Origin of the sequence: Mesorhizobium sp. C395A (assembly GCF_030323205.1) — a bacterium.
In the GTDB taxonomy this organism is placed as follows: Bacteria; Pseudomonadota; Alphaproteobacteria; order Rhizobiales; family Rhizobiaceae; genus Mesorhizobium.
In genome coordinates, this window is the sequence record NZ_CP100473.1 from 94,163 (window position 1) to 118,719 (window position 24,557).

21 protein-coding genes and 1 pseudogene are annotated in these 24,557 nt (G+C 63.0%); 12 read left to right on the forward strand and 10 right to left on the reverse strand.

Going from position 1 to position 24,557, the window contains the following annotated elements:
- Nucleotides 1-16: 16 nt before the first annotated feature.
- From ehuD to doeB, 6 genes are all read left to right on the forward strand, one after another.
- On the forward strand, nt 17-676 hold the full coding sequence (gene ehuD, locus NLY37_RS00450) for an ectoine/hydroxyectoine ABC transporter permease subunit EhuD (protein WP_023686970.1): 660 nt from the start codon (nt 17-19) through the stop codon (nt 674-676).
- A gap of 8 nt (nt 677-684) precedes the next feature.
- A complete protein-coding gene (gene eutA, locus NLY37_RS00455; protein ID WP_023710008.1) occupies nt 685-1,464 on the forward strand; it encodes an ectoine utilization protein EutA in 780 nt (259 codons plus the stop codon).
- Nucleotides 1,465-1,469: 5 nt separating this feature from the next.
- On the forward strand, nt 1,470-2,456 hold the full coding sequence (gene eutB / locus NLY37_RS00460; protein ID WP_023740584.1) for a hydroxyectoine utilization dehydratase EutB: 987 nt from the start codon (nt 1,470-1,472) through the stop codon (nt 2,454-2,456).
- 232 nt (nt 2,457-2,688) lie between these two features.
- On the forward strand, nt 2,689-3,681 hold the full coding sequence (locus tag NLY37_RS00465; protein WP_023749144.1) for a cyclodeaminase: 993 nt from the start codon (nt 2,689-2,691) through the stop codon (nt 3,679-3,681).
- A gap of 129 nt (nt 3,682-3,810) precedes the next feature.
- Nucleotides 3,811-4,989 carry an ectoine hydrolase DoeA gene (gene doeA / locus NLY37_RS00470; RefSeq protein WP_023738380.1) on the forward strand — a complete coding sequence of 393 codons (1,179 nt, stop codon included), beginning with the start codon at nt 3,811-3,813 and terminating at the stop codon, nt 4,987-4,989.
- A gap of 5 nt (nt 4,990-4,994) precedes the next feature.
- The gene (gene doeB / locus NLY37_RS00475; protein WP_023740585.1) at nt 4,995-5,999 is read left to right on the forward strand and encodes a N(2)-acetyl-L-2,4-diaminobutanoate deacetylase DoeB; all 1,005 of its coding nucleotides are present in this window, start codon (nt 4,995-4,997) and stop codon (nt 5,997-5,999) included.
- 25 nt (nt 6,000-6,024) lie between these two features.
- Here doeB and NLY37_RS00480 read toward each other — a convergent pair whose 3' ends face one another.
- Both NLY37_RS00480 and NLY37_RS00485 read right to left on the reverse strand, forming a co-directional pair.
- A complete protein-coding gene (locus NLY37_RS00480; RefSeq protein WP_023740586.1) occupies nt 6,025-7,521 on the reverse strand; it encodes an aldehyde dehydrogenase family protein in 1,497 nt (498 codons plus the stop codon).
- 529 nt (nt 7,522-8,050) lie between these two features.
- The gene (locus NLY37_RS00485) at nt 8,051-9,568 is read right to left on the reverse strand and encodes a winged helix-turn-helix domain-containing tetratricopeptide repeat protein (RefSeq protein ID WP_027050146.1); all 1,518 of its coding nucleotides are present in this window, start codon (nt 9,566-9,568) and stop codon (nt 8,051-8,053) included.
- A gap of 252 nt (nt 9,569-9,820) precedes the next feature.
- On the opposite strand from NLY37_RS00485, the gene NLY37_RS00490 reads away from it, so the two are divergent.
- Nucleotides 9,821-10,048: a DUF1127 domain-containing protein gene (locus tag NLY37_RS00490; RefSeq protein ID WP_023692229.1), complete on the forward strand. Its 228-nt coding sequence runs from the start codon at nt 9,821-9,823 to the stop codon at nt 10,046-10,048.
- A 102-nt stretch (nt 10,049-10,150) separates the two neighbouring features.
- Complete coding sequence (locus tag NLY37_RS00495) at nt 10,151-11,332, forward strand: MFS transporter (protein ID WP_023740588.1); 1,182 nt, start codon at nt 10,151-10,153, stop codon at nt 11,330-11,332.
- On the opposite strand, the gene NLY37_RS00500 is transcribed toward NLY37_RS00495, so the two are convergent.
- The 4 genes from NLY37_RS00500 to NLY37_RS00515 all read right to left on the reverse strand — a co-directional run bounded on the left by NLY37_RS00500 (nt 11,323) and on the right by NLY37_RS00515 (nt 15,945).
- Nucleotides 11,323-11,520, reverse strand: a complete 198-nt coding sequence (locus NLY37_RS00500) for a hypothetical protein (protein ID WP_023740589.1) — start codon at nt 11,518-11,520, stop codon at nt 11,323-11,325. The two genes, NLY37_RS00495 and NLY37_RS00500, sit on opposite strands and share 10 nt — an antisense overlap.
- 153 nt (nt 11,521-11,673) lie before the next feature.
- Nucleotides 11,674-11,838, reverse strand: a complete 165-nt coding sequence (locus tag NLY37_RS00505) for a DUF3309 family protein (protein WP_023667887.1) — start codon at nt 11,836-11,838, stop codon at nt 11,674-11,676.
- Nucleotides 11,839-12,202: 364 nt separating this feature from the next.
- Nucleotides 12,203-14,089 carry an ABC transporter ATP-binding protein gene (locus NLY37_RS00510; RefSeq protein ID WP_023740590.1) on the reverse strand — a complete coding sequence of 629 codons (1,887 nt, stop codon included), beginning with the start codon at nt 14,087-14,089 and terminating at the stop codon, nt 12,203-12,205.
- Complete coding sequence (locus NLY37_RS00515; RefSeq protein WP_084558894.1) at nt 14,089-15,945, reverse strand: ABC transporter ATP-binding protein; 1,857 nt, start codon at nt 15,943-15,945, stop codon at nt 14,089-14,091. The genes NLY37_RS00510 and NLY37_RS00515 overlap by 1 nt, the downstream gene beginning before the upstream one ends.
- Nucleotides 15,946-16,300: 355 nt before the next feature.
- Here NLY37_RS00515 and NLY37_RS00520 point away from each other — a divergent pair, with 355 nt between their 5' ends.
- On the forward strand, nt 16,301-16,633 hold the full coding sequence (locus tag NLY37_RS00520; RefSeq protein WP_023740592.1) for a toll/interleukin-1 receptor domain-containing protein: 333 nt from the start codon (nt 16,301-16,303) through the stop codon (nt 16,631-16,633).
- An 832-nt stretch (nt 16,634-17,465) separates the two neighbouring features.
- Entirely contained in the window at nt 17,466-19,067 is a 1,602-nt protein-coding gene (locus NLY37_RS00525; protein ID WP_023740593.1) for a S1 family peptidase, read from the forward strand.
- A 168-nt stretch (nt 19,068-19,235) separates the two neighbouring features.
- On the opposite strand, the gene NLY37_RS00530 is transcribed toward NLY37_RS00525, so the two are convergent.
- Nucleotides 19,236-20,144 (reverse strand): dihydrodipicolinate synthase family protein, encoded by a 909-nt coding sequence (locus tag NLY37_RS00530; protein ID WP_023740594.1) that lies wholly within the window; start codon nt 20,142-20,144, stop codon nt 19,236-19,238.
- Between the two features lie 265 nt (nt 20,145-20,409).
- On the opposite strand from NLY37_RS00530, the pseudogene NLY37_RS00535 reads away from it, so the two are divergent.
- A pseudogene (locus NLY37_RS00535) lies at nt 20,410-21,338 on the forward strand (LysR family transcriptional regulator).
- Here the strand turns inward: NLY37_RS00535 and NLY37_RS00540 are convergent.
- From NLY37_RS00540 to NLY37_RS00550, 3 genes are all read right to left on the reverse strand, one after another.
- Nucleotides 21,289-22,020: an SDR family oxidoreductase gene (locus tag NLY37_RS00540; protein WP_023740595.1), complete on the reverse strand. Its 732-nt coding sequence runs from the start codon at nt 22,018-22,020 to the stop codon at nt 21,289-21,291. The pseudogene NLY37_RS00535 and the gene NLY37_RS00540 overlap by 50 nt on opposite strands.
- Nucleotides 22,021-22,183: 163 nt before the next feature.
- Complete coding sequence (locus NLY37_RS00545) at nt 22,184-22,792, reverse strand: NAD(P)-dependent oxidoreductase (protein WP_023667893.1); 609 nt, start codon at nt 22,790-22,792, stop codon at nt 22,184-22,186.
- 52 nt (nt 22,793-22,844) lie between these two features.
- Nucleotides 22,845-23,483, reverse strand: a complete 639-nt coding sequence (locus tag NLY37_RS00550; protein ID WP_023740596.1) for a DsbA family protein — start codon at nt 23,481-23,483, stop codon at nt 22,845-22,847.
- A gap of 102 nt (nt 23,484-23,585) precedes the next feature.
- Here NLY37_RS00550 and NLY37_RS00555 point away from each other — a divergent pair, with 102 nt between their 5' ends.
- Complete coding sequence (locus NLY37_RS00555; RefSeq protein WP_023740597.1) at nt 23,586-24,503, forward strand: LysR substrate-binding domain-containing protein; 918 nt, start codon at nt 23,586-23,588, stop codon at nt 24,501-24,503.
- The last annotated feature ends 54 nt before the right edge of the window (nt 24,504-24,557 follow it).

Here is a 24,557-nt window from a genome sequence, read left to right on the forward strand (position 1 = left end):
TAAATTGGGCCTCCTGATGGATTGGGATTGGAACTTCGTCTGGGAGATCCTGCCGACGCTGATCCAGGGCGTGAAGATCACCATCCTGGCAACGCTGCTCGGCTCCGTGCTGGCCGCTATCGTGGGTCTGGGCATCGCGCTGGCGCGACGCTCGCCCAACAAGGTCCTGTCGCGCACCGTCGGCTGGGCGGCCGAATTCATCCGCGGCACGCCACTTCTGGTGCAACTTTATTTCATCTTCTATGTCCTGCCGGATTTCGGCATCCTGTTGCCGCCGCTGGTCGCCGGCGTCATCGGGCTCGGCCTGCACTACGGCACCTACACGGCGGAAGTCTATCGCGCCGGCATCGACAACGTGCCGCGCGGCCAGTGGGAGGCGGCCAAGGCCTGCAATCTGAGCGCCACGCAGACCTGGACCAACATCATCATTCCGCAAGCGATCCCACCGATGATCCCGGCTTTGGCCAATTATTTCATCGCCATGTTCAAGGAGACGCCGCTCCTATCGGCGATCACCGTGCTGGAGCTGATGAACCAGGCCAAGAGCGTCGCCAACACCTACTACCGCTACATTGAGCCGATCACGCTGGTCGGCGCTTTCTTCCTCGTTATCAGCCTCTTCTCGGTCGTGCTGCTGCGCTGGCTGGAACATCGCTACGGCAAGATCGAAAGGTAATTCTCAAGATGAAACCGCTGCCCGAGATCAGGCTGATGCCGACAAGGCCGGCGCTCGACGCGCGTCCGCTGGAAAAGCGCGTCGGCCTGATCATCCTTGCCACCGACCACACCAGCGAGCCGGACTTTCGCCGCATGGTGGCGAGCGAGCGGGTCGGCGTCTATGTCGCGCGCATTCCCTACAAGAATCCAACCACGCCCGAGAATCTCCGCAAGATGCAGCCCGAGCTGGCGGCGGGTGCTGCCCTCATCCTGCCCGATGAGCCGCTCGACGCGATCTGCTACTCCTGCACCTCGGCCTCGGTGGTGATTGGCGACGCTGAAATCGAGGCCGCGATCCAGTCTGCCAAGCCGGGTGTTCCCGTCGTCACGCCGCCGATGGCCGGCGTGCGCGGGCTGCAGGCGCTGGGCGCGAAAAAGATCAGCATCCTCACCCCCTACACCGTCGAAACCTCCAGGCCGATGGCAGCTTACTTCGCCGAGCGCGGCTTCGAGATCGTCAGCTTCACCTGTCTCGGCTTCGAGGACGATCGCGAGATGGCGCGCATTGCGCCGGCAGCGATTGTCGATCTCGCACGAGAGGCGACACACGCTGAGGCCGATGCACTGTTCGTGTCCTGCACCGCATTGCGCGGAGCGCTCGCGGTTCCCGGCATGGAACAGGCGATCGACCGCCCGGTCGTCACCAGCAATCAGGCCAGCGCCTGGAATTGTTTGCGGTTGTGTGGCGACGGGACGTCGCATCCCGAATTTGGCCGTCTGATGACGCTGCCTTTGCCGCGCGATTGACGATCATGACGACAGTCACCCTTAACGATATTCGTGCCGCCCGGGAGCGAATTGCCGGCAAAATCGAACGCACGCCGACAGGGTTATCTCACAGCCTTTCCGAACGACTGGGCATCCCCGTCCACCTCAAGCTTGAACACCGCCAGACCACCGGCAGCTTCAAGCTGCGCGGCGCCTCGAATGCCGTTGCTTCGCTGAGCGCCGAGGAGAAGGCGCGCGGCGTGGTCGCGGCGTCGACCGGCAATCATGGCCGTGCGCTGGCCCATGCTGCGAAGCTCGAAGGCATGCGTGCGGTGATCTGCATGTCGCGACTGGTGCCGGGCAACAAGCTCGACGAAATCCGTCGGCTTGGCGCGGATGTCCGCATGATCGGCAACAGTCAGGACGAGGCGCAGCAGGAGGTCGAACGGCTGGTGGCGCAGGAGGGACTGGTGATGCTGCCGCCCTTCGACCACCCGGCCATCATCGCCGGGCAAGGCACGCTCGGACTGGAGATGATCGAGCAGGTCCCGGATGCCGCTCTCGTCCTGGTGCAACTCTCCGGTGGTGGACTCGCCTCGGGCATCGCCGCCGCCGTCAAGGGCGTCAGCCCCGGGACAAAAATCATCGGCGTTTCGATGGCGCGTGGTGCTGCGATGAAGGCGAGCCTGGATGCCGGTCGCCCGGTCGAGGTGGAAGAACTGCCGACGCTGGCGGATTCGCTCGGCGGCGGCATCGGTCTCGGCAACCGGCTGACCTTCGCCATGTGCCGCGATCTGCTCGACGACGTCATCCTGCTCAGCGAGGACGAGATCGCCGCCGGCATCCGCCATGCCTATGAACAGGAGCGCGAGATCGTCGAAGGCGCCGGAGCGGTCGGCATCGCTGCGCTACTCGCCGGCAAGGTCAGGGCGACCGGGCCGGTGGTCGTTCTTCTCTCGGGCCGCAATATCGACATGAACACGCATCGCAAGATCGTCTGCGGTGACGCAATCGCGGAGCGCGCGGCATGAAAACTCTCCCACGCCGAATTCCCGCCCACCCCCCTCTGTCCTGCCGGACATCTCCCCCGCAAGGGGGGAGATCGGCAGCTTCGATGCGGTCGCTATTCTTGCTGCGCTGGAGATTGGAGAAGGCAGGAGTGCAGTCCAATCTCCCCCCTTGCGGGGGAGATGGCCGGCAGGCCAGAGGGGGGTGTGACGGAACACTATCCTTCGTGGTGCGCGCTAGTACGGAGCGCGACACATGAGTCCGATGACCATCCTCACCGAGAAGGAACTGCGCACAATCGTGCCGCTCGATCTCGACGCGGTCGCCTGCGTCGAAAACGCTTTCCGCGCGCTCGCCACATTGCCGGTGGCGATGCCGCCGATTCTGCGGTTGGACATTCACGAGCAGCGCGGCGAGGTGGATGTGAAGTCCGCCTATGTGCCAGGAATAGACGGTTTCGCCGTTAAGATAAGCTCCGGCTTCTTCGACAATCCGAAGCTCGGTCTGCCCAGCGGGGGCGGCATGATGGTGTTGCTCTCGGCAAGAACCGGTGTGGTCGAGGCGCTGCTGCTCGACAATGGCTATCTCACAGATGTCCGCACCGCTGCTGCCGGCGCCGTCGCGGCGAAGCATCTGTCGCGGCCGGATTCGTCCGTCGCCGCAATCTTCGGCGCCGGCGTGCAAGCCGGGCTGCAACTCGAAGCACTCATGTTGGTGCGGCCGATCGCCGAGGCACGTATCTGGGCGCGCGATGCGGTCAAGGCGGAGACGGCCGCAGGCGCGCTGCGCGAAAAGCTCGGCATTCTCGTGCGCGCCGAGCCGGATGCAGCCAAAGCAACCATCGGCGCCGACATCATCGTCACCACCACGCCGTCGACCGAGCCGCTGATCAAGGCCGGCTTTGTCGTTGCCGGGCAGCACATCACCGCCATGGGCTCGGATGCCGAACACAAGAACGAGATCGCGCCGGCGATCCTGCGCATGGCCGATCTCTATGTCGCCGACAGCGCCAAGCAGACACGGCGTCTGGGAGAACTGCATCACGCCATCGCATCGGGCGTGATGGGAGCCGATGCCGCGGTCACCGAACTCGGCCAGATCATCGCCGGCGAACGGCACGGAAGGCGCTCACCCAGCGACATCACCATCGCCGACCTCACCGGCACCGGCGTGCAGGATACGGCGATCGCCACGCTCGCTCGCAACCGGGCGCGGGCGGCCAATGCCGGAACCATTTTTGAAAGCTGATGCTGGCCAAAGCGTGATCCGGAAGTGGAACCCGGTTTTTCCCAGAGATCACGTTCAAACAAGAACGACGAGCCTGTTTCCAACAAAGTTGAAACAGGCTCCAGGCCCAACAAACGAGGACCAAGAACAATGCAGCCGAACCTAAAATTCTCGCGTGGCGAATTTGCGGATCGCCTCGCCAAGACGCGAAAAGCCATGGAGGGGAAAGGCGTCGATCTGCTTGTTATCAGCGACCCATCCAACATGGCCTGGCTGACCGGCTATGATGGCTGGTCGTTCTATGTGCATCAGGCGGTGATCGTGCCACCATCGGGCGAGCCGGTCTGGTACGGTCGCGGCCAGGATGCCAATGGCGCCAAGCGCACCGCCTATCTCGCGCATGACAACATCGTCGGCTATGCCGACCACTACGTGCAGTCGACCGAGCGCCACCCGATGGATTTTTTGGCAAGCGTGCTTAGTGATCGCGGCTGGGGCAAGCTGACCGTCGGCGTCGAGATGGACAATTACTGGTTCTCGGCTGCCGCCTTCGCCGCGTTGCAGAAGCACCTGCCCAACGCCCGCTTCGTCGACGCGACAGCGCTGGTCAATTGGCAGCGCGCGGTGAAGAGCCCGACTGAAATCGACTATATGCGCAAGGCGGCTCGGATCGTCGAAGCCATGCACCAGCGCATCGTCGACAAGATCGAAGTAGGCATGCGCAAATGCGATCTGGTCGCCGAGATCTACGATGCCGGCACGCGCGGTGTCGATGGCGTCGGCGGCGACTATCCGGCGATCGTGCCGCTGCTGCCGTCGGGCGCCGACGCCTCGGCGCCGCATCTCACCTGGGACGACCAGCCGATGAAGTCGGGCGAGGGCACCTTCTTCGAGATCGCCGGCTGCTACAACCGCTACCATTGCCCGCTGTCGCGCACCGTCTTTCTCGGCAAGCCGACACAGGAATTCCTCGATGCCGAGAAGGCGACACTGGAAGGCATGGAGGCGGGGCTGGCGGCGGCAAAGCCCGGCAATGCCTGTGAGGACATCGCCAACGCCTTTTTCGCCGTGTTGAAGAAATATGGCATCGTCAAGGACAACCGCACCGGCTATTCCATCGGTCTCTCGTATCCGCCGGATTGGGGCGAACGCACCATGAGCCTGCGCCCCGGCGACCGCACCGAACTCAAGCCTGGCATGACCTTCCATTTCATGACCGGTCTCTGGCTGGAGACCATGGGACTGGAAATCACCGAATCCATCCTGATCACCGAAACCGGTGTAGAGTGCCTCGCCAATGTACCGCGCAAACTGGTGGTGAAGAATTGAGCCCGATGCCTAGCCTCCGCCCTTCCCCGATCGCCCCGACCGTCGATTTCGACAAGGACGGCGTGCAACATGGTTTCCTGCGCCTGCCCTACAGCCGCGACGACTCGGCCTGGGGTTCGGTGATGATCCCGATCTGCGTCATCCGCAACGGCAAGGGGCCGGCCGCGCTGCTCACCGGCGGCAACCATGGCGACGAGTATGAGGGGCCGCTGGCGCTCTACGATCTCGCCCGCACGCTCGATCCCAAACAGGTCAGCGGCACGGTGATCATCGTGCCGGCGATGAACTATCCGGCCTTTCGCGCCGGCACCCGGACGTCGCCGATCGACAAGGGCAACATGAACCGCTGCTTTCCCGGCCGTCCCGACGGCACGGTGACCGAGAAGATCGCCGACTACTTTCAACGCGAACTGCTGCCGCGCGCCGACCTCGTCTTCGATTTCCACTCCGGCGGCAGGACGCTGGATTTCGTGCCCTTCTGTGCCGCCCACACGGTGCCCGACAAGGCGCTGGAGCAGAAAGCCTTAGACGCGGTCGCCGCGTTCTCGGCCCCGTTCTCGATGCGCATGATCGAGATTGACTCCGTCGGCATGTATGACACGGCGGCCGAGGAATTGGGCAAGGTCTTCGTCAGCACCGAGCTTGGCGGCGGCGGCACCTCGCGTGCCCAGACCGTGCGGATCGCGCGGCGCGGCATCAACAATGTGCTGCGCCATGCCGGTATCCTTGATGGTGCGGTCGAGAAGGGCAGAACTCAGTGGCTCGACATGCCGTCAGGCGATTGTTTCTCCTTCGCCGAGGACGACGGCATGATCGAGACCATGGTCGATCTCGGCGAGCCTGTGAAAGAAGGCGCGGTGCTGGCGCGCATCCATTCCACCGGCCGCACTGGCATCGCCCCGCAGGAGATCAAGGCAAAAATGTCCGGCATGCTGGCTGCGCGGCATTTCCCCGGCCTGGTCAAAGCCGGTGACTGCGCGGCCGTCCTGGCCGTTTTGGTTTCATCGTGATTTCGCATAGAACGCCGCGCGAATATCACTCGGTCTGGATCCAGACCGACTTGGTCTCCAGATACTCGTGCAGATGCTCGATGCCGCCCTCGCGGCCATAACCCGACATCTTCATGCCGCCGAACGGCACCGCCGGGTCGATGGCATGGTACATGTTGACCCAGACCGAGCCGGCCTTGACCCGGCGCGCAAGCTTGTGGGCGGTGCCCAGATGCGTGGTGAAGATGCCGGCGGCCAGGCCATAGGGCGTCGCATTGGCGCGCGCCACCGCTTCGTCGAGCGTGTCGAAGGGCATCGCCGAAATCACCGGGCCGAAAATCTCCTCGCGCGCGATGGTCATCTGGTCCGACACGGCGCCGAAGACCGTCGGCGCAATGAAGTTGCCGCCATCGTAGAGCTCGCCGGTCAGCCGCGAGCCACCGGCGACCAGTTCGGCGCCTTCGTCGCTGCCGGCCCTGATATAGCCCTCCACCTTGCCTGCCTGCCTGGCATTGATGAGCGGTCCGATTTCCGTCTCTGCCTCGATGCCATGGCCGATCCGCAGTCTGCCGGCGAAATCGGCGAGCCGGCGGACGAACTCGTCATGGATTTCGCGCGCCACGAACAGCCGCGAGCCGGCAATGCAGATCTGGCCCGAATGCACGAACACCGCCATCGCCGCGATCGGAACAGCCTTGTCGATGTCGGCGTCGCGGCAGACGATGATCGGCGACTTGCCGCCGAGCTCCAGCGAAACGCGCTTGAGGTTAGCCACGGCTGCCCGCGCGATGGCCTGGCCGGTCAGCGTCGATCCGGTGAAAACGATCTTGTTGACGTCTGGATGTTCGGCGAGCCGCGCACCGGCTTCGGCCCCGGTGCCGGTGACGACGTTGACGACGCCGTCGGGCACGCCGGCTTCCTGCATCAGTTGCGCGATCAGCAGCGGCGTCAGCGACGCATCCTCGGACGGTTTCAGCACGATGGTGCAGCCTGTCGCCAGCGCCGGCGCGATCTTCCAGATCGAGGCGGCGGTCGGCGCGTTCCAGGGAATGATCGCACCAACGACGCCCACCGGCTCGCGCCGGGTGAAGGTGACGATCTCGCCGGGAATCGAATTGTCGATAGCCTCGCCATGCAGCGCCGTCGCCATGCCGGCATAGAAGCGCAGCATGCCGATGACGCGGCGCCGGTTGGCGAGCGTGCGCGTGACCGGCAGCCCCATGTCCAGCGTGTCGGAAACGCTGAGCTCTTCCCAATGCGTCTCGAACAGATCGGCGATCCTGAGCAGCACGCACTGCCGCTCGTAGGGTGAGAATTTGGACCATGGGCCTTCGAAGGCCGCGCGCGCGGCGGCCACCGCCACGTCGATATCGGCAGCCCCGCCCCGCGGCACTGTCGCCAGCACCTCGCCTGTTGCCGGATTGAGTGCCTGCATGCCCTGGCCGGACTGCGCCGCGACCCACTTGCCGCCAATGAACATCGGTCGGAATTCGCCATGGTACAACGCCGTGGCCTTCGCCTTCGGGTCGAAGTTCAGCGTCATCTTTTCCTCCTCGCAATTCCGTGGCGACTATTACTCCCGCCGCCGGCCTCAAACAAGGAAAGCTAAAGGGCGCTCAGATAATCAGGTTGTGCGGACTTCCCGATCACGCCAGCCGCTAGAGCGTGATCCAGAAAAGTGGGAAACGGTTTTCGGAAAAGATCATGCTTCGACAAACGGCATCTAGAAAATCATCCGGCATCTAGAAAAATCGCGAGTTGTCGGAGCGCGTCGCTGAAAGCTCAACGAGGCAAGCCGATCATTGCCCACGGCGACCGCGATGCCGGCATTGCAGACGAGAGCGCAATCAGGCAGTCGCCAGCCGCCACCCAGCGCTCACCCGTGGCCGGATCGATCGTGGCCGTTCCAGCCGGCTTCACCGTGACAGAGGTTTCGCGCGCCGCTTCGCTGCAATCGCTGTTGGATGACTGCACGCGGAAGCAAGATCGGTCGAGCGGCCTCGCGACTTGCAAACATTGACAGATTGAGCCGCAACCGACGGTGCCTGGCATCGATCGAGCACGCCGGTCCGTCACTCCGGAAGGCCGGCCTTTCGGAAGCCATCGACGAAATGGTCGAGCGTGGCCGTGTCGCGGAACGGCTCCGTCTCGACCCAGTGGCGGGTGGTGAAATGTGGGTTCGCGACAAGGAAAAGGTCGACCTCGGCGCGCGCCTCATCGATCCGGCCGAGTTGCGCAAGGCTTGCCGCAAGGAAACGGCGCGAGCTTGTCCGATACGTCTCGTCCCGGCGCGTCGTCTCGACCGCGGCTTCATAGTCGCGCGCCGCATATTGCGCCTGGCCGAGCGTCAGGTAGTACCAGCTTGCCGGAAACGGGTTCAGCCGGAACGCCTTGCCGATATAGTCGAGGCCGTCCTCGACGCGCCCGGCCAGGACCGCGATGTCGGACAATGTCGCCCAGGCATCGGCCTCGTTCGGGTCGAGTTCGAACGCCTTGGCAAATCCCACATCCGCTTCGTCGAATCTGCGCTCATAGGCAAGCAGGTTGGCAAGCACCCAGTGGCAGCCGGCATCGTTGGGATCGATCGCCACAGCCTTGCGCGCCAGTTCCAGGGCAAGGCCGCGGGCAGGCTCAATGGGCTCTCCCCAATGCACCCATCCCATCCAGTGGTTCATGGCAAGCCAGCGATAGGCTTCGGCATAGTCCGGATCGAGCGCAAGCGCGCGCGTCAGCAACAGATGCGCTTCGCGCGCCGTCTCCGGCGAGACGTCGATCAGGTTGCGGGCCCGCACGCACAGATCGTAGGCCTCGAGATTTCGGGGCCGATTGCGCGGCAGCGGCGCGCGCAGCCGGCCAAGCAGCGCCTCGACGATCTTGGCCGTCACCTCGTCCTGAACGGCAAAGATATCTTCCAGGCCGCGATCGAAGCGGTCTGCCCATAAATGCTCGCCGCTCAGCGCGTCGACCAGCTGGGCGTTGATGCGCACGCGCCCGGCGGCGCGTCTGGCGCTGCCCTCCAACAGATAGCGCACGCCAAGTTCCCTGGCGACCTCGCGCACATCCACCGCCTTGCCCTTGTAGGCAAAGGTCGAGTTGCGCGCGATGACGAACAGGCCGCCGATCCTCGACAGGTCGGTGATCAGGTCTTCGCTCAACCCGTCGGCAAAGGCTTCCTGCTCGGGGTCGTTGCTGAAATTGGCAAAGGGCAGCACGGCTATCGACGGTTTGGCGGGCAGCGGCAAAGCCTGTCGCTTCTCGTCGCCGAGCTGTTCGATGGCGCCGGCGAAGCGATAGCCGACGCGCGGAACGGTCGATATCCATTCTCCGCCGTTCGTGGCCGGACCCAGCAGCTTGCGCAATTGCGCAATCTGGACGGTGAGGTTGCCTTCCTCAACGGCGGTGCCTGGCCATGCCGCATCCATCAACTCGGCCTTGGCCACGATCTCGCCGGGCCGGGCGACGAGCGCCGCCAGCAGCTGCAGTCCGCGGTGGCCGGCGGCGACGGGAACTTGGTCCCGAAGGAGCGTTCCCGCACCCGGATCGAGCACGAACGGACCAAAGGCAAAGCGCGATCCCTGCATAACGCGCATCTATAGAGCAATTCCAGGAAAGGTGTGAAGGCGGTTTTCCCACGGGAAAGCGCAGAGCGCTTCACGGACGTATGGCGTCAAAACAAAGAGTTGAGCACCTCGTCGTTTCGATGAATCGGCGAGGTGCTCTAACTGCTTTGGAACTTTTGAGAACTATTTGGCCGCGCTTAATTACGGCGCCGTCCGCATGCGGCAGAATTCAACCTCTTTCAAGCCGAGGGCTGTCGCTCCTCAAACCGAATGGAGGTTGCCATGAACGATACCCTTGCTTCTGCTCGTGCAGCCTTGCCGGAAAAGGCGGTGTCATCGGGCCGGCGTCCGACGGGCCCGCGGGGCATGATCGCGGCCTGGCGCGAGCGGATACGCTTTCGCTGGGACCTCAAGCAGATGGCGGAGGCCAATCCGCACCTGATCGACGATATCGGTCTTACCAGACGGCAGGTCGAGGCCGAAATCGTCAAACGCTTCTGGCAAGTGTGAGCTGATGTCGCGGATAAGACCCGCCCGCCTGTTTGGGCGTACCGCGGGGTTTTGCCGGCATTTGCACTTGCCGGAACGTGCCGATCCTGCTTCGAAGTCGGCATGAGCGCCGAAGACGCGACGTCACCGCCGGAGAACCGCATCGCATGGGCCGCGATGGCCGGCATCATCGCGACAGTTACGGTGTTCGCCATAGCACAGGGGCTGACGTATCCGCTGCTCAGCTTCATCCTGGAACGGCAAGGGACGACACCGGGCCTTATCGGCCTCTCGGCCGCGATGACGCCTCTGGGTTTCATTGTATCATCGCTCTTCACGCCGGCGCTGGTCCGGCGGGTGGGTGCGGCCCGCCTTGCGGTTGTGTGTTCGATCCTGGCAGCAACCGTCCTGATCGCGATTGCCTGGACGCAGGATGTATGGGCCTGGATGCCGTTGCGCCTCCTGCTCGGCTTCTTTGCCAATCCGCTTTACGTGATCAGCGAAACCTGGCTGGTCTCGATCACACCCGCCGCACGCCGAGGCCGCATCATGGGCCTTTATTCGTCGATCGTTTCGGCCGGCTTCGGCCTCGGCCCGCTGTCGCTAGGCTTGGTCGGCACGCAAGGATGGCCGCCCTTCATCATCGGCAGCGCGGCTTTCCTGGTCTGCGGCCTGATCGTGCTTGCCGTCGCGCCGCGCCTGCCCGACATGCCGCGTGAGGGCGAAGCGGTGTCGGTCGGCGGCTTCTTCGCGCTGGCGCCGCTGCTCTTGTTCGCAGTCTTCACGGCTGCCGCCTTCGAGCAAGTCCTGCTTTCGCTGTTCGCGGTCTATGGTGCCGCGCTCGGCAGCACTGAGCAGCGCATCGCTTCGCTCATCACCTGTTTCATCGCCGGCAATGCCGTGCTGCAGGTCGTGCTTGGGCGCGCCGCCGAACGGTTTGGCTCGAAGCCGATGATGCTGTTCTGTGTCCTGGCTTGCCTGGCCGGTTGCCTGCTGTTGCCATTGCTCTTCGCTACATGGCTTATCTGGCCGCTCTTCTTCGTTTGGGGCGGTGTCTCGTTCGGGATCTACACGCTGTCACTGATCCAGCTCGGCGAGCGTTTCACCGGTCAAGCCTTGATCGCCGGCAATGCCGCCTTTGCGTTCGTATGGGGCACAGGCGGCATCGTCGGCTCCCCGGTGGCCGGGCTGGCGATGCAACTGACCGGACATCAGGGACTGCCATCGTCGCTTGGCATCCTGTGCTGCGTGCTGGTGGTGTTTCTGCTGACGGAACTACGGCGGGTTGACCGCGTTCAGGCGTGAGGCGTGCCTGCCATTGCTGCCTTCGGGCCGATGCTGCCCTTGTCGACAAGAGCGAGAAAGGCCGAACTCGCCTGGTCGCCGTCCTGGGTTTCTCGAAGCGTCCGATCCGCCTCGATGAACGCCACGGCCGCCAGGCGGGTGTCGGGGTCTGCAGCATTACGCCCGCCGCCTTCGGATCGTGCCACCATTAGGATATCCCAGCTCGTCGCGTTCGCTCTCGCTCGCGCCGACGCCGGCCCAGCGTTTCCGGACCAGCAATGTCTTCAGCTGCCATGTCTTCAAACCTCAATGTCAGGCGAAAACGCGGCCGCCGTAGAACTCGGCGGCCGCCAATGGCGACGCTATATTCGCCCGAGAACAACCAGAATGATCACGATGATCAGCACCAGCCCGAGGCCACCGCCGCCATAGTAACCAGTGCCGTAGAAGGGGCCGCCGCCGAGGCCGCTGAAGCCGCCGAGCAACGCGATGATCAGGATGATAATAAGAATCGTACCCAGGCCCATATGCCGTCTCCTTCGCTGCCGCGCCGTTCACGGCGCGGCTCGAAGAACTAAACTCCCAGCAAGCCTTCCTGTTCCCCGGCGATTTTCATCCGACGGCTAAGGAACGAAAGTCATCATCACGGCGTTTGCTGAGGTTCAGGCGCAAACTGAGCGTGCATCGCGCGCTGGGCGGCGCGTAGAATTCAGAATTTAGGGGGGATCGCCCTCAAGGCGACCGGCGGCTCGTCCACCTGAACGCGCCGGCAGGCGTGACGCCGGGCTTGCGCTGGAAGGCGAGCTGAAACGTGTCGACATCTGAAGCCGAATTGGTCGACGACGAGTTTTGGCCCCGCACCATTTCCAGTCGAGCTGAACCGGCAGCAGCTCACGTCGCCTTGCCGGCCAGCGCGCCTATGTCTTCCTCGGCAATATCGTCGAACGATGCGTAGTTCATGTTGTAGAGCCTGGCATAGAGGCCCTTGGCCGCCATCAGCTGCTCGTGGTTGCCGCTTTCGACGATCTCGCCGTTCTGTAAGACGATGATGCGATCGGCGCCGCGTATGGTCGCCAGCCGGTGCGCGATGACCAGCCCGGTGCGGCCTTCCAGCAGCGTGACCAGCGCTTTCTGGATCAGCATCTCGGTGTAGGAATCGATGCTCGCCGTGGCCTCGTCGAGCACCAGGATTTTTGCGTCGGCGACCAGCGCCCGGGCGAAACTGATCAGCTGGCGCTGGCCGAGGGACAGATTGCCGCCGCGCTGTTCGAGCTCGGTGTCGTAGCCATCGGGCAAATGCTCGATGAAGTCGTGCGCGCCGACGGCCTGCGCGGCGCGCACAACCTCTTCGCGGGTAGCCGATGTCTTGTGGTAGCGGATGTTCTCCAGCACCGTGCCGGAAAACAGGAATGGCTCCTGCAGCACCATCGCCACCTGGTCGCCGAGCGAATCCTGCGTCACATCGCGCACATCGTGGCCGCCGACCCGCACCTCGCCCGACCAGACATCATAGAAGCGGTGCACCAGCGCCATGCAGCTCGACTTGCCCGAACCGGTCGGACCGACAAGCGCAACCGTCTCGCCGGGATTGACGCGGAAGGACATGTTTTTCAGCACCGGCTGGTTCTGCCGGTAGCCGAAAGTGACGTTCCTGAACTCGACCGAACCGTCCATGTCGCGCGTCAGCGCCACCGCGCCTTGTTTGTCGCTGACGTCGACCGGCACGTCCAGCACTTCGGAGATGCGTTGGCCCGACGCCATTGCGCGCTGCATGACACTGTACTGCATGGTGAGCGAGCGGATTGGGTCGAAGAAGCGCTGGATATAGAACAGGAACGCCACCATGACGCCGATGTCGAGGCTGTGCGACAGCACCATCGAACCGCCGACGACGATCACGGTTGCCATCGCAATGCCGGTCAGCGTGTCGACGATCGGCACCATCACCTGCGCATATTTGGCCGAGGTCAGGTGAGCCCTGAGATTGGCCAGCACCTTCTCGTCATAGAGGTCGAAATTGACGTGCTGGCGTTCGAGACTCTGCACCGTGCGCACGCCATGGATGCCTTCCGCCAGCGCCCCATTGGCAATCGAGTTGGTCTCGTGCGCGGCCATGAAAGCGACCTTGGCGCGCGGCAACCAGAACAGGCGCACGACGAACAGCACCGGCATGGTCGACAGCGTCAACAGGCCGAGACGAAAATCGAGCCACAAAAGCACGCTGACGATGCCGAACAGAAGCACGATGTCGCCCACCGACATGACCGACGTCTCAAGGAATTCCTGCATCGAATTGACGTCGCCCTGCAGGCGCGACATCAGCCGGCCCACCTCGGTCTTGTCCATGAAGCTCAGCGAGACGCGCTGCAGATGGCTGAACATGGCGCGGCGCAAGTCCGACAGCACATTCTCGGCCACCTTGCCGACGACACTTTCCTGGACATAGCTGGCGCCATAGTTGATCAGGATGATCAGAGCGAAGGCGCCGATCGCCCAGTTCATCACCGAGCGGTCGGCCTTGCCAGCGGCCATGCCGTGGTCGATGGCGTAACGGATGACCAGCGGGATCGCCAATTGCGTCAGCGTGAACACCAGCACAGCGGCAACCGAGATGAAGATCCGGCCCTGATACGGTTTCACGAAGCTCCAGATGCGGCGCACGATACGCGGATCGTAGACCTTGCCGAAGACCTCTTCCTCGTCGCGGTGCGAACCGACGACGGCCCTGGTGGGCCGCCGGCTGGTGTCTTCCTTCTGGTCGTCGTTTTGTGTCGACATTATGCGGCTCCCACCGCCACCGGCAAATCGTCGTCCGGCCGCAGCTGCAGGTCGTAAAGCGCGCGGTAGCGTCCACCCAGCGCCAGCAATTCCTGGTGCGTGCCGCGCTCGGCGATCCGGCCATTCTCGACGAACAGGATCTGGTCGGCATGCATCAGCGAGCTCAGCCGGTGCGAGATGATCAGCGTCACGCGGTCCTTGGCGAAGCGCTTCATCGCGGTACGGATTCGCTGCTCGGTGCCGGCGTCGACAGCCGCGGTGGAATCGTCGAAGACCAGCACCGAAGGCCGCAGCATCAGGGTGCGGGCGATGGTCAGGCGCTGCCGCTGGCCGCCGGAAAGCGATGACCCGCGCTCGCCCACGACCGTGGTGTAGCCGGCCGGAAGCCCGATGATGTAATTGTGCAGCTGGGCGTATTCAGCCGCCTGCCCGATGCGGGTCTCGCGCGCCCACGGATTGCCATAGGCGATGTTGTTTTCGATCGAGGTGGTGAACAGGAAGGCGTCCTGCTGCACGACGCCGACCGCCTTGCGCAGCGATTGCAGCGTGACCTCGCGGATATCTTGCCCGTCAATCGTGATCGCGCCCGACGTCACGTCGTAGAAGCGCGGGATCAGATGCGCGATGGTCGACTTGCCGCTGCCCGGCGGGCCGACAATGCCGACGGTCTCGCCGGACCTGGCCTCGAAGGAAATGCCCGACAGCGCCGGCCGGCCGCCGGCGCCCGCGTAGCGGAAGCCGACATTGTCGAAGCGCAGCACGCCTTCGCTGACCACGAGATCCTTGGCATCAGGCGCATCCTGAATGTCGAGTTCGGCGTCGAGCAGCTCGAACAGCCTTGTGCCGCAGGTCGAGGCGCGGGCGAACGAGTTGACCATCAGCCCGAGCTGGCGCACCGGCATCTGCAGGATGGTCATGAAGGTGAGGAATTGGGCCAGCGTGCCGACGCTGATCTGGCCCGCGATCACCTTCTGGCCACCGAACCACAGCACCAGGCCCATGGCAGCCAGGAAGGAAAAATTCATGGCGCTGGTGTTGGAGACGCGGATGTCGACGCGCTGGTCGGCAAGCTCCAGCGCCGACTTCTTGGCGCGGTCGAATTTTTCCAGCTCATGCCGCTGCGCCGCAAAGGCGCGCACGACGCGGATTCCGCCGAGGTTCTCGTCCATCACCCGGCTCAGCACTGACAGCCGCTCCTGCAGCGTCAGCCAGGTGCTGCGCAGCCTGAGCTGTGTGACCGAGGAGCGCCAGGCGACGAACGGCACGAAACTCAGACTGAGCAGCCCGAGCTCGAGATCGGTGCTGATCAGGAGATAGGAGCCGACGCCGATCAGCACGCCGAGCAGCACCACGCGCAATATGCCGGTGGAAAAGAACATGCGCACGCCGTCGAGGTCGAGCAGGCCAAGCGTAATCAGGTCGCCGGTATGCACCCGGTCATGGAAGGAAAAGCTCAGCCGCTGGATCTTTTCGTAGAAAGCCAGGCGCAGCTCATAGCCGGTGCGGTGGCCAACGGCCTCGCCATAATAATTCTGCGCCATGGTGAAGAGGCCGCGCAGGATGCTGACGACGAGCAAGGTGATCGCCGTCGTCCACAGCGCCTGCTCAGCCGCCGCGCCGCCGCCTCCAGCCATCACGCCTTGCGCCTGGTCGATGGCGTGGCCCAGCAGGCGCGGGATGAACAGCTGCAGCGTCGCGGCGATAAAGGTCGAGGCGATGGTGATCGCAACCTGCCAGGGATGGCGCAGCGTCATGCGCACGATGCGCAGCAGCGTGCTGAGGCCCTTGCCCCAAGACGCCTCCGCCACATGGGCAAACGATTTGCCGCGCTTCGCCGCGCCGCTGGTTGCGTCCATTGCCAAGGAAATATCCAATCCGGTCCGGACATTAGCCCAGACGAATGAAGAAGACTCAGTTTCAGATGCCGCGATCGTACGCCTCCATTTTGACCGTTCAAGGGCCAATGGCGGTATCGCACTGTGCCTGAAATGAAAGTGAATACTCGGCATCGGCCCAGCTGGATTTGCCTGTGGGGTAGTCATGCCTTCACCAGGCTGATCGCACGTTTGGCTGCTCCATGCTCTACTCGCGACTCTCAGGTGGTTGATAGCAGTCCTTCAATTTTCCTCGATCTCTTCGCTATTTCTTCTTCGTATACTTTCCCCGCATGACGATGTGTGTCAGTATTTATTGTCGCTGGGGGGCGATAACGTGTCACGCATTTTCATCAGCCATTCGAGCCGCAACAATGCCGAGGCGCGTGCCATACGCGACTGGCTGATTTCCAATGGCTGGGACGGCTATTTTCTCGATCTGGACCCGGAGCGCGGCATTGTCGCCGGCCAGCGCTGGCAGCGCGCACTGCACGAGGCGGCCAATCGCTGCCAGGCGGTGCTGTTCCTGGTCAGCGCGGCATGGTTGGAGTCTGAATGGTGCGAGAAGGAGTTGATGCTCGCCCACAAGCTCGACAAGCCGATGTTCGGCGTCATTATCGATGACAAGGTGTCGATCGCCTCGCTGCCGCCCAAGCTGAAGGATTTTTAGCAGGCAATGAGAATTGGTATAAAATTGCCTCCGACCGATCTCGGTCGGTAGTAATCCGGCGTGCCAACGGAGGTGTTCGGGAGGTTGGAACGGGTTTTATAATGAAAGGCTCTGATGTCATTGAGGGCTATGGTTCGGGGATTGTTATTGTAACGTGCGCTCACGTTGTTAAGGGAGTTGAATTAGTTGACGCATACTTTCCGAGCGTAGATGAAAGTAATGATGTAGAAATCGGAAGTATAGTTTTTCAGTCTCGGGCAAGTGAGCTAGATATATCTATTTTCCCTATAGAGCATGGTTTGCTGTTTGGGCCGTAGCCATAGATGATGTAACGCCAGACAGAGAAGCTTCAGTTTCATTCGCGCCGGCAATGGACACTGATGGAAATTCGTCAAAAACGTCTCTGGCCATGGTCGGATATTGTCGGTGTTGAGCCTTCCATCGGATTCCAGCTTTCCATTATGCAGCCGCTTAAAAGACTGCGATAGAAAGAAAATTGGAAGTCGACTTTCATCCACTATAGGTAGCCGACTTTGGTACACCTATGCTTCGGGCCCTGGCGCAAGTGGATCTCCCGTATGTAGCGACTACCCACCAGAATGGAGGCAAGGATATGGTCCATGACATACCCCTCAACTTAACCCGGGACGATTTCTCCGGAAGCCGTGTTGCCGCGAACCAGCTGCGAGCAAGCGCAGTGCCGGCAGGAGACGTACTGCGCTGCTTCAGATCGAGGGATATCTCGCAGCCCCTATGATTTCATTGCGGCTTACGGGCCGGCGGCGGACCGAATGACACAGGCAAGAGAGCCGTAGGGACGGGGAACAAGACAATGGACGACTACAAGGAACTCATCGAACAGGCAATTTCGGCCAATCGCAGGTATGATCTGAGGGAACTGCGAGAACTCTGCGAGCGGCTGGGGATGGCCCTGCCGGAGCCTTCGGACAGCGCGGGGGCGCTTGGCGCGGCGCTGATGAAAGAACTTCGGCGCAACCGCAGGTACGACCAGATACAGATGCTGGGTGAGACGTTCATCAAGGCCGGTTACTGCACGCCGCGTATCTGGACCATCTATGCGCAAGCCCTGGTCGACCGCGGCAATCAGGTGGCCGCAATCGGCATTCTGGGAAATCTTGCTTTGGAGGCCTCGGCCGAGGAGTTCGCCAAGGAAGCGTCGGAGATTCACGGCATACGCGGGAGGGCATGGAAGGACATTGCCTATGAGGCGATAGGACAAAAGCGCCTCAATGTAGCAAAGAGAGCATTAAAGAGCTCCTACGAGTGCTACTCGAAAGGATTGGAAACCAATCCCGACGATGTCGGAATGCTGGCATGGCACGGGACGCAGATCGTTGCCGTGGCACATCTCGCTGAAAGCCACGAGCTGCCCCATGATTTCGGCTCGAAGACCGAGCTTGCCAAAGATATTCTGAAACGCATGGCAGCTGACTATCGCGGCGACGGCAAGGATGACCCGTGGATCCCCACAGCGGCAGGCGAGATGTGCGTAGCGCTTCAGGACTATGCAGGGGCGCGTGATTGGTATCAAAAGGCGATCGGGTCCGAGCGCACCGACAATTTTACCCTTGCCAGCGCGCATCGGCAGCTTTCGCAAATATGGCGCATTGGCGAGATCGAGGAAGGCGCCATAATCGGAGGCCTCGTTCTGGACGCTCTCGTGGAGATGGGGGGAGGCTTCCATTTGACGAAAGGCAATGCCGACCAGCTTCAGGCCCTGATCGGCACAACGCCCCCGGTCTCACTCGTGGCGCTACGATTTGCGATGAAGTCGGCTGAATCGATCGCGATGATTCGTTCCGGCTTTGCCCCCCTTGGCACGGGCTTCCTCCTCTCCGCGGCCGACATTGGGCTCGACCCCGCAATCGGGCAGGTCGTGATAACCAACGCTCACGTGGTCAGCGATCCATCGCAGAGCGGGGCCGCATTGCCGGGAGACGTTCAGGTCACGTTCCAGCTTCAGCCCGGCAACAAGGTTTACACGGTGGCGAAGATTGTGAAGTGTCTTTCCGTAGGAACTCACGATTGCAGCGTGTTGAAGCTCAACAAAGACGTATCCGACATCGATCCTTTGGAAGTGGTGGATTTGCCGTTGGTGATGCCGCCCGATCCAACCGCGGTGGTTATTGGCCATCCGTTGGGGCAGGAAATTTCTTTTTCGTTCCTCGACGGCCGGCTTGTGGCGTTCGAGCCTCTGGCGGAAGCAAAGCCGCAGCGCATGCACTATCGATCGCCGACCGACAATGGCAGCTCAGGCAGCCCGGTGTTCAATCGCAATTGGAAAGTCGTGGGCATCCATCACAAATATGTCGAGAACGCCTCGCCGCTGGACGGCAAGGCGGGGGTTTATTCTGCCAATGAAGGCATCTCCATGGGATCGATCTGCCGGGCTTTCAAAGCTGGCCTGGGATAAGCGATCCGGTTGTCATGCCGTTGCGCGAATCCTGCCTCGGTTTGTGTAGAACAAAGCGGCTCCATTGTGAGGAGACAATCCGGGCTTCACTCGGCACGTTACTTCACGAAATCGGGACGGACGTTGGCTGTCGTGGCGCTCGGTGGCGGTTCGACGCTGTGCTGAGCCTCAGTTGCGGCCAATATGATCGGCTGCGGGACCGAGCGCCGTGAGCAGCGCCTTGCCGCTTTCCAGCGTCGCATTCTCATGCGGCGCGCGCAGGTTGAGCCAGCGTTTGTCGCCGGAGCGCACCGCCAGCACGGCCTTCATTGCCGGGATCAGGCCGGCATCCTGGATCACCTTGCGGAACGCCCTGATCGCGGCGTCCGCTTCCGTGACGTCTTGGCCAGCGATCGTCGCGTCGTAGAGGGCGCGGATGGCCCCAGCGTTGAGATTGACGGTCGCGGAGATACAGCCCGCAGCACCACTGGCGAGCCCCTTGGTCAGTTGCGCCTCCGAGCTGGGGAACACCGCGACGTCGGGTGCGGCGGCAATCACCGCCGCCGTGTTGTTCCAGTCGCCGGCGCTATCCTTGTAGGCGACGACCGTCTCTGGAAACGCCGCGCTCAACCGGGCGGTCAGGGCAGGGCTTACCGGCACGCCGGAGTTCTGCGGGATGTGGTAGAGGATCATCTTCAGCGCCGGGTTGGCCACCCTTTCGATCAGCTCGCTGTAGTAGCGCGCCTGGCCATCGTCCCCGGCGGCCGTGTAGAAGAACGATGGCAGCACCATCACGGCGGCGCAGCCGAGGCCGACCGCGTGCTTCGACAGTTCGACGGTTTCGGGCAGTGCGTTGACGCCGGTGCCGGGCATCATGCGCCCCGGCGAAATGCCTGATGCAACCAGCCATTCCAGCGCCTGCATGCGCTCGTCGAGCGAGAGCGACAGTGCCTCGCCCGTGGTGCCGAACGGCGACAGCAAATGGGCGCCCTGGCCCAGCACCCATTTAGCATGTGAGATCCACAGGTCACGGGCAATGCGGCCATCGTTCTCGAACGGCGTCAGGATCGGGGCGATGGTTCCTTGCGGGCGGGGCATGTCGGTCCTTCCATCGGTGCTGGAAATCAGCTTGGCATAGAGCATACGTGCGATGCGATCTGCCAGAGGCGATCTCTTGGGCCACCGCGCCGGCCGTGGGAAAACTTGCGGGTCATTGCCGCGAAATTCTGGCCCCTTGGTCTGCCGCAACCAGATGACGCCGGCGTCAATGGGTTGCAAATGGACCGGGGTTGCAAATGGACCAGGGTTGCAAATGGACCGGCCAAGCCCGAAATATCGGACTGAGACCAGATCCGGAAACGGCATGCACCCACGATTGCTCAAGACCTTCCTCGCCGTGGCGCGGCACCGCAACATCACCCAGCGCGGGAGGTTCATCTGGCGCAGTCGAGCGTCAGCGACCAGATCCAGTCGCTGGAAAGCGAACTTGGTATCGTCCTCTTCATCCGCTCGCGCCACGGCCTCGATCTGACGACGGCCGGCGGCGCGCTGAAACCCTATGCGGAAGAGATTCTGCAACTGGCGGAGGAGGCGCGTATTGCCGTCGAGGCAACGACGGGAATGACCGCCGGAACGGTTACGGTCGGCGCGCTGGAGACGATTGCCACTGTCAAACTTCCGCAATGGCTGGCGGCCTTTCGAGGCGACCACCCGGAGATCGGTCTGCGGCTCAAAATCGCCGGCAGCGATGCCCTGCTGCGGCAGCTCGAAGAAGGCGAGATCGACGTCGCCTTCTGTTTCGACAAAGGCGGTCTGGACGAACGTCTGGCCCGGCGCACGATATCGGCCGAGCCGCTGGTCCTTGTCGCCTCACCCGAACATGCGCCCGCATCGGGGCAGAGCGACCTGGCCGCGCTCGCCGTGATGCGTTTCGTGGTGACGGAAACCGGATGCGTCTACCGGCATCTGTTCGACACTGCCTTTGCCGAGATGGCAGCGCCAGAACTTGCCGCCGAAGTCGGCAGCATCGGCGCCATTGCGGGCCTGGTGGCGACTGGTGTCGGCATGGGCCTGGTGCCGCGGCTGGCCGTTGCCGACGCGCTCGATCGCGGCGAGATCGTCGAATTGCCGTGGCCGGGGTCGGCCCGCACGGCGTCGCTGGTCCTGATCTGGCGCCGCCGGCGGGTTCAGCCGCCGGCGCTGAAACTGCTGCTGGCGGCCGCGGCCAGGAATTTCGCTGCGCTCAGATCAGCCGGTGACCGCCCTCGACATGCAGAACCGTCCCTGTCGTAAAACCGTTGCCCATCAGAAAGGCGATGGCATCGGCAATGTCGTCCGGCTGTCCGACGCGGCCGACCGGCAGGCGCCTGGCCATTGCATCGAGCGTCTCGTCCTTCTTGTCGCCGGCCACAAAACTCCAGATCGGCGTGTCGACCCAGCCCGGCGAGACGGCGTTGACACGGACCGGCGCCAGCTCGACCGCCAGCGCCCGCACCAACCCTTCCAGCGCAGCGTTGACAGCGGCAACGACCGAGCCGCGCGCCGCCGGCCGGTAGGCGGCAATGCCTGAGGTGAAGGTGATGGAGCCGTTGGCCGAAAGCTGCGGCGCGCCATGCTTGGCGAGCAGCAGCGGCCCGTAGAATTTGCTTTCGACGACCCGCTGCGCCGCCTTCAGGTCGAGTGAAGGCAATAGCTCATAGGCGCCTTCGATGTCGGCGGCGGTGCTGACGATATGGTCGAGCCGGCCAATTCGCTTGAACAGGTCAGCGACCTGATCCTCCCTGGCGATATCGGCCGCGACGGCGCTCAAAGCGGAAGGGTTCTGCAGCGCCTCGCCGGCACGCTTGAGCCTGGCTTCACTGCGGCTGACGATGATGACTTCGGCGCCTGAGTCCAGGCACCGCCTTGCCACCGCCAGCCCCATTCCGGAGCTGCCGCCAATGATAGCGATTTTCGATTTTGCGATGTCTGCCATGTTTCCGTTCCTGTCCTGAACCGCTCCGGCGAGAGTCGCAGACCGGCGGCAGGAGTGGAAACGGAAGAAAGCGATAGTGCCATCGGAGGCTCCGATGGCACAATCGTCGATAGGAACCGACGCGGGCCGCTCCGTCGAGTGCCCGCCTGTCAATGAAGTGCGCTCAGTAGCCGACCGTAAAGCGCTGCTTGATATGCGCCGGCTTTTCGATCTCGTCAGCCATGACGATGGCGTAGTCCTCGAAGGAAATGCTGCTGCCCTTGTCGGACGTCAGCAGCGTGTCCTTGCCGATGCGGTATTTGCCGGTCCGCTCGCCGGCGACGAACAGCGCCGAAGGCGACAGCAAGGTCCAGTCGAGATCGTCGACCGTCCGCAGCGTGTCGAGGAAGTCGGCGCCCTTCTGCGCCTCGGCCTTGTAGATATCAGGGAAGGTCGGCGTGTCGACCAGGCGCTTGCCGGGCGCAACCTCAAGGCTGCCGGCGCCGCCGACGACGAGGTAGCGTTTGACGCCGGAAGCACGCACGGCTGCGATGAGCGTATCGGGATCGCTGTCGAGGAAATGAACCGAGGAGATCACCGCGTCATGACCCTTGATCAGGGCGGCAAGGCCATCCTTGTCGAAGACGTCGCCCTTCTTGGCAGTCACGCCCGGAAGTGCCGCGATCTTGTCTGGATGCCGGGCAATGGCGGTGATGCTGTGCCCGCGATCGGAGAGTTCCTTAAGCAGGCGGGAGCCGACCTGGCCGGACGCGCCGATAAGTGCGATTTTCATGGGGATTTTCCTTTCGTCTGGGGAGAATTTCATCTGGGGAGAATTTCTGGGATTACGCCGCCTCGATGTGAGCGACGAGATTGTCGTAGCTGCCGAACAGCGCGTTGGCGCCGATCAGGCGCGGCGCCGTTTGGCCGATCACCGCCAGCGCGGGAACGCCATTGGCATGCAGCCGTTGGAACAACATCCGCCCGCGGCTGACCAGGTCGTGATGCTTCGCCAGAAACGGCTGCGTCGGCGCTTTCAAGAGCTTTGCCGCGTCGCTCATGCCGGCGTCGGTCAGTACCGCGGCGACGCCGTCAACCGTCACAATATCGCGGCCGTCGACATAGCGCGCATGCTGGATCGCCTTCAGTGCCGCAAGTTCCTGGCGCCAGTCGTCCAGCCCGGCGGCGTTGATGCCCATGGTGGCAGCGGAAGAATCGAGCAAGGTGCCGCTGACATTGAGCACATTGTCGAGATAGGCCTGGCTGAAGCGCTGTCCGCTCAGCCGCGCGATGCGCTGGTCATTGTCCCAGGCGTGGGCGGCAAAACCTGTATCCAGCGGCCGCGCGCCGGCACCGGAGAAAAGCCCCACCGGCAGCAGTTGGAGCGCGGTCCCGCCGGCGGCCAGTCGATCAAGCATCGGCGTGGCGCCATAGCACCAACCGCAGAGCGGGTCGAAAAGATAGGTTAGGGTTGCATTGGTCATGGCGGCCTCATTCTGTTGCCCGATAGATGACAGCTGGACCGCTTGCGAAAAATAGCGATCAATCATACAAACTGTCTGATAAAATCAGACAATGAGTGGCCTGTGACCGAACTCCTCAATCTCAATCGGCTCGTCTACTTCGCCACCGTGGTGGAGACCGGCTCGTTCACGGCCGCTGCCGACCGTCTCGATGTTGCCAAGGCTGTGGTTAGCCATCAGGTCGGCAAGCTCGAAGAAGAGCTTGGCGCCACGCTGTTGCGGCGCACGACCCGGCGCGTGACGGCGACCGAAGAGGGTCGTCTGTTCTATGACCGGACCGCGATCATCCTGCGCGAGGCGGAGGCAGCCTATGGCGACATTTCGCAGCGAGCGGCGCAGCCGACGGGGACGCTGCGGCTGACGGCGCCGCTCGATTATGGCGAGAAGGTCGTGGCGCCGACCATCGCCGCCTACATCAGAAAATACCCGAAAATGCGGGTCGAGACGATCTTCGACGATGCGGTCAGCAACCTGGTCGACGAGCAGATCGATCTTGGCATCCGCGTCGGCTGGCTTGCCGATTCCAGCAATCTGGCGCGGCGGCTGGGCAGCCTGCAGCAATTCGTCGTCGCCAGCCCGGAACTGGCCGCCAGGCTGCCTGGGGAAGCCAGCCCCAGGCGGGCGAAGTCGCTGCCCTGGGTCGGCAACGCCCAGTTGCGCGGGGTGGGCCAATGGCTGTTCTCGAGGGGCACGGAAACGGTGCTGGCCGAACTCAACCCTGTCGTCAGTTGCGACAAGACACCGGGCGTTCTGTCCTGCGTGCTGGCCGGCATCGGCCTCGGCATCTTTCCGGACTACAGTGTCGCCGACGACATTGCGCGGGGACGGCTGGTGCGGGTGTTCGCGGATTGGACCTTGCCGTCCGGGGGCATCCACGCCGTCTTCCCGCCGGCGCGCTTCAGGCCGGCCAAGGTGCGCGCCTTCGTCGACTTGCTGGTTGCGGCGGAAAGGCGGCGGGCGCGCAGTGCCGTTACAGGCTGATTTCGGCGCTGGCTATGGTAATCAGGGAACCTTTGTTCGGCCCACGCTTTTGGA

Excerpts from the sequence above, each read along its gene's own strand:
- NLY37_RS00525 (WP_023740593.1), top strand. The coding sequence starts at position 17,466 with ATGGACGACTACAAGGAACTCATCGAACAGGCAATTTCGGCCAATCGC.
- NLY37_RS00550 (WP_023740596.1), bottom strand. The coding sequence starts at position 23,483 with ATGACCAATGCAACCCTAACCTATCTTTTCGACCCGCTCTGCGGTTGG.
- NLY37_RS00465 (WP_023749144.1), top strand. The coding sequence starts at position 2,689 with ATGAGTCCGATGACCATCCTCACCGAGAAGGAACTGCGCACAATCGTG.
- NLY37_RS00495 (WP_023740588.1), top strand. The coding sequence starts at position 10,151 with ATGAGCGCCGAAGACGCGACGTCACCGCCGGAGAACCGCATCGCATGG.
- NLY37_RS00485 (WP_027050146.1), bottom strand. The coding sequence starts at position 9,568 with ATGCGCGTTATGCAGGGATCGCGCTTTGCCTTTGGTCCGTTCGTGCTC.
- doeA (WP_023738380.1), top strand. The coding sequence starts at position 3,811 with ATGCAGCCGAACCTAAAATTCTCGCGTGGCGAATTTGCGGATCGCCTC.
- NLY37_RS00480 (WP_023740586.1), bottom strand. The coding sequence starts at position 7,521 with ATGACGCTGAACTTCGACCCGAAGGCGAAGGCCACGGCGTTGTACCAT.
- NLY37_RS00545 (WP_023667893.1), bottom strand. The coding sequence starts at position 22,792 with ATGAAAATCGCACTTATCGGCGCGTCCGGCCAGGTCGGCTCCCGCCTG.
- NLY37_RS00530 (WP_023740594.1), bottom strand. The coding sequence starts at position 20,144 with ATGCCCCGCCCGCAAGGAACCATCGCCCCGATCCTGACGCCGTTCGAG.
- NLY37_RS00505 (WP_023667887.1), bottom strand. The coding sequence starts at position 11,838 with ATGGGCCTGGGTACGATTCTTATTATCATCCTGATCATCGCGTTGCTC.
- NLY37_RS00510 (WP_023740590.1), bottom strand. The coding sequence starts at position 14,089 with ATGTCGACACAAAACGACGACCAGAAGGAAGACACCAGCCGGCGGCCC.
- doeB (WP_023740585.1), top strand. The coding sequence starts at position 4,995 with ATGCCTAGCCTCCGCCCTTCCCCGATCGCCCCGACCGTCGATTTCGAC.
- NLY37_RS00490 (WP_023692229.1), top strand. The coding sequence starts at position 9,821 with ATGAACGATACCCTTGCTTCTGCTCGTGCAGCCTTGCCGGAAAAGGCG.
- NLY37_RS00515 (WP_084558894.1), bottom strand. The coding sequence starts at position 15,945 with ATGGACGCAACCAGCGGCGCGGCGAAGCGCGGCAAATCGTTTGCCCAT.
- NLY37_RS00500 (WP_023740589.1), bottom strand. The coding sequence starts at position 11,520 with ATGGTGGCACGATCCGAAGGCGGCGGGCGTAATGCTGCAGACCCCGAC.
- ehuD (WP_023686970.1), top strand. The coding sequence starts at position 17 with ATGGATTGGGATTGGAACTTCGTCTGGGAGATCCTGCCGACGCTGATC.
- eutA (WP_023710008.1), top strand. The coding sequence starts at position 685 with ATGAAACCGCTGCCCGAGATCAGGCTGATGCCGACAAGGCCGGCGCTC.
- NLY37_RS00540 (WP_023740595.1), bottom strand. The coding sequence starts at position 22,020 with ATGGCAGACATCGCAAAATCGAAAATCGCTATCATTGGCGGCAGCTCC.
- eutB (WP_023740584.1), top strand. The coding sequence starts at position 1,470 with ATGACGACAGTCACCCTTAACGATATTCGTGCCGCCCGGGAGCGAATT.